Source organism: Rudaea sp. (assembly GCF_036383415.1).
Classification (GTDB): Bacteria; Pseudomonadota; Gammaproteobacteria; order Xanthomonadales; family Rhodanobacteraceae; genus Rudaea.
Window position 1 is genome coordinate 1 of sequence record NZ_DASVOK010000462.1, and the last position, 3,417, is coordinate 3,417.

General features: G+C 68.0%; 3 protein-coding genes. All 3 read left to right on the plus strand.

The window, feature by feature from the left end; translation table 11 throughout:
- Positions 1 to 811, plus strand: an 811-nt coding sequence (locus tag VF497_RS16795; protein WP_330890850.1) for an amidase, incomplete at its 5' end; no start/stop codon positions are given.
- Positions 812 to 2,371: 1,560 nt separating this feature from the next.
- On the plus strand, positions 2,372 to 2,980 hold the full coding sequence (locus tag VF497_RS16800) for an alpha-ketoglutarate-dependent dioxygenase AlkB family protein (RefSeq protein WP_330890852.1): 609 nt from the start codon (positions 2,372 to 2,374) through the stop codon (positions 2,978 to 2,980).
- 155 nt (positions 2,981 to 3,135) lie between these two features.
- The coding region (locus VF497_RS16805; protein ID WP_330890854.1) for a DoxX family protein at positions 3,136 to 3,417 on the plus strand (282 nt) is incomplete at its 3' end.

Consider the following 3,417-nt stretch of genomic DNA (forward strand, 5'->3'; position numbering starts at 1 on the left):
GCTCAAGCCGACGAGCGGGGAAATCTCCGCGCGCGGAATGATCCCGGCCGCGCGCCGCCTCGATTCGGTCGGCCTGATGGCGCGCAGCGTGCACGATCTCGGCGTGCTGCTGCACGTTCTCGGCGGCCACGATCCGGCTGATCCACGCTCGCGCCGCCGCCGCGTCGATCTGGCCTTGCCCGACTGGGAGCCGGGCAAGCTGCGCGTCGGCCTGCTCGGCGATCTCGACGCGTTCGGCACCGAGCCCGGCGTCAAGCGTGCGTTCGAGCGCGCGTTGATGGCGCTGACCCACGAGCTCGAGAATCGCCGTGACGTCGGCTTCGGCGATTTTCCGCTCACGCGTGCACGGCGTGCGGCGTTCTTCATGATCGAGGCCGAGATGCTGGTGACGCACGCACGCGCGTTCGCCGATACGGCACATCCGATCTCGTCCGAAATGAAGGGATGGCTCGACTACGCGCGCGCAAAGTCCGCCGCCGATTACGTTGCCGCCGATCTGTTGCTCGACCAAGCCGTCGTCGCCATGCGCAAGATGTTCACGCAGATCGACGTGCTGGTCACGCCGACCACGCCGCAGACCGCGTTCCCGCTCGAAGCGCCACTGCCCGACAACGCCGGCGACTTCACCTGCATCGCCAACCTCGCCGGCCTGCCCGCGGTGACGATCCCGATGGGCATGACGCTCGATGGCCTGCCCGCCGGCATGCAGTTCATCGGCCCGCCGGGTTCCGATCTGCGCCTGCTCGAACTCGCCGAGGTATGCGCGGCGGCGCTCGATGCGGCGCCGAATTATCCGTGCGGTCGTTTCTGATCGCGAAGGTCGCGCGGCGGCCAGCCGTGGCCGCACTCTTCGATTGCGTCTCGCCATGACGTCGCGGCCGGAGCGGCGAATGGTCGATTTGCGCGGCGCGAGGCGCGCGTTGCGCTACTGGCCGCTGGCGGCGGCGTTCGGGTTGCTGATCGCTGTCGCCCGCATCGCCGCCACGCTGTATATGATGCGCGAAGCGCCTTACTACGATCAGTGGGCGGCGATCGACGGCATCGCCGTGGCGCGTGCCGTGCAAGCGTTCGATCCGCGCTACCTGCTGCTGCCACACAACGAGCACCTGATGGTGTGGACGAAACTGCTCGACTGGCTGCAGCTCGCCGCCGCCGACAATCAGTACGACCCGCGCCCTGTCGGCGTGTTGCTCGCGGTGCTGTCTGCGCTCACCGCAGGTTTGCTGTTGGCCGGGGGCGCTTGCCATCTGCAAAAAGGGCGCCTCGCATGGTTGTGCGCGGGGCTGGCGCTCGCCGCGATTCCCTACAGTTGGGAAAGCCTGAGCATGACCTGGAACGACGCTTTCTCCTTCCTGATCGCCGGAACCGCAGCGACGTTGTGGCTCGCCGCGACGGGCACGCGCAAGCACGCGCCGGTACTACTCGCGGCAGCGATTCTTGCAGCGCTGACAATGGGCAGCGGCTGGGTCGCGCCGGCGATCGGCATCGGCGTGGTCGCCTGCCGCGCGGCGTCCCGGGACTTGTCGACCGGGGCCGCGATCGCCCTCGCTCTGCCGCAAATCGCCGCCGCCGCACTCGCGTTCGTGCTGCTAGCGGGAGGCATGCACTCCGGCAACGCGCGACCACCCGATCCGGCACTCGCCCTGCTGCAGGTCCTGCTGCTGACCGCCGCTTTCGCGCCGACCTGGGCGATGCTGTGGCAACTCGTTGCCGATGCCCGCATCGAGGCGACGGATGCCGCCGCCGCGCAGGGCCGGCGCGTCGACCTGTTCGTCGCCGCGCTGGCCGTTTGGGGCTACCTGCACGTCGTGTCGATGATTGTGCTGCGCAGTGATTTCCGTCTCTGGCTGCCGGTCAGCCGCTACATGGACGTCATCGCCGTGGCGATCATGGCCGATCTCGCCTGCCTGCTGCGCCTGACCGAAGGCGGCATCGGGCGGCCGTTGGTGCGGATCGCCGTTCCCGCGGTCGCGCTGTTCGCCGCGGCCACGGTGCTCGCTTCGCCGATTCCTCTGCATTACCTGCGCTGGCAGGCGGACCGCCTGAGCGGGGCCGAGGCGCTGATCGCCGCCGCGGTGCGCGCCGACGATGCGACCGTGATCACTCGCAGCGAGCCGTCAGCCCTGCCGTACCCTGATCCTGCCTACCTCCAACAACGCCTGGCTGATGGCAACGTCCGCCACGTGCTCGGTGATCGTCTCGGCGACCGGCCGGAACCGGCGGCGTTCGTGCGCGCCAGCCGCGTTGCCGAGCGCTGGCTGACGGATCACGCCATTCTGCTCTGCGTCCTCGCCGCCGTGCTCGCCGCGGCGCTCATCGCGGTCGCCACCGGCACGCGGCGCCGCCGCGCGAAAAGGGTCGGAACGCCTCCGTGATTTGGCAGGTATTCGATTTGCCAGGGGCGGACGTGCGCCTCGCGCAGTTCTGCGATGAAGCGGACGCGGCGCACTGGTTCGCGCGGTTGCATGGAGAAATTCCATGGGAGCGCCATCGCCTGCGCATCTTCGGACGCGAAGTCGACTCGCCGCGCCTGTCCTGCTGGATCGGCGATGCCGAGGCGGTCTACACGTATTCGGGCTCGCGTTTCGCGCCGCATACCTGGACGCCGGCGTTGACCGAACTGCGCGAGGCTCTCGCTGCGCATGCCGGAGGCCACTGCAACAGCGTGCTCGCCAACCTCTACCGCGACGGTCGTGATTCGATGGGCTGGCACAGCGACGACGAGCCTGAACTCGGTCCCAAATCTGCGATCCTGTCCCTGAGCTTCGGCGGCGTGCGTCGTTTCCGCCTGAGCCACCGCTGCGATCCGCACCTGCGCCTCGAACTCGATCTGCCCTCGGGCAGCTTGCTGCGCATGGCTGGAACCACGCAGCGGCACTATCGCCACGACTTGCCGAAAACCGCGCGCTCGGTCGCCGCACGGATCAACCTGACGTTCCGCACGATCCACGCCTCACCCGGCGCCCGCTCGATCGCCTAGTGAAGATAGCGATGGAAGCGGCGATGGATTCTTCGAAACGACACCGCTAAAGTGCGGCGCTCGGCTTGGCGTATCCTCAGCTTCGCCGCACCACCTTGATGCCGTTGGCTCTTCGCAATCCGAAGCACTCCCGAATCTTTCCGAGGGTCGAAGCCATGATGCAGAAACAGTCCTTCCTCGCGTCGCAGCAGGACCTGCTGCTGCTGATCGCACGCGTGTTGCTTGTCATCCTGTTCCTCATGTCCGGTGTGCCGAAGCTCCTTCACTTCTCCGGCACGGTCGCCTACATGACTTCGGTCGGCGCGCCGCTGCCCGCCGTGGCCGCGGCGATCGCCGTGCTTATGGAGGTGCCGGTCGCGATCGCGGTGCTGCTCGGTTTCCAGACGCGGTTGCTCGCGCTGCTGCTCGCGATCTATACGATCGGCACCGGTCTGATC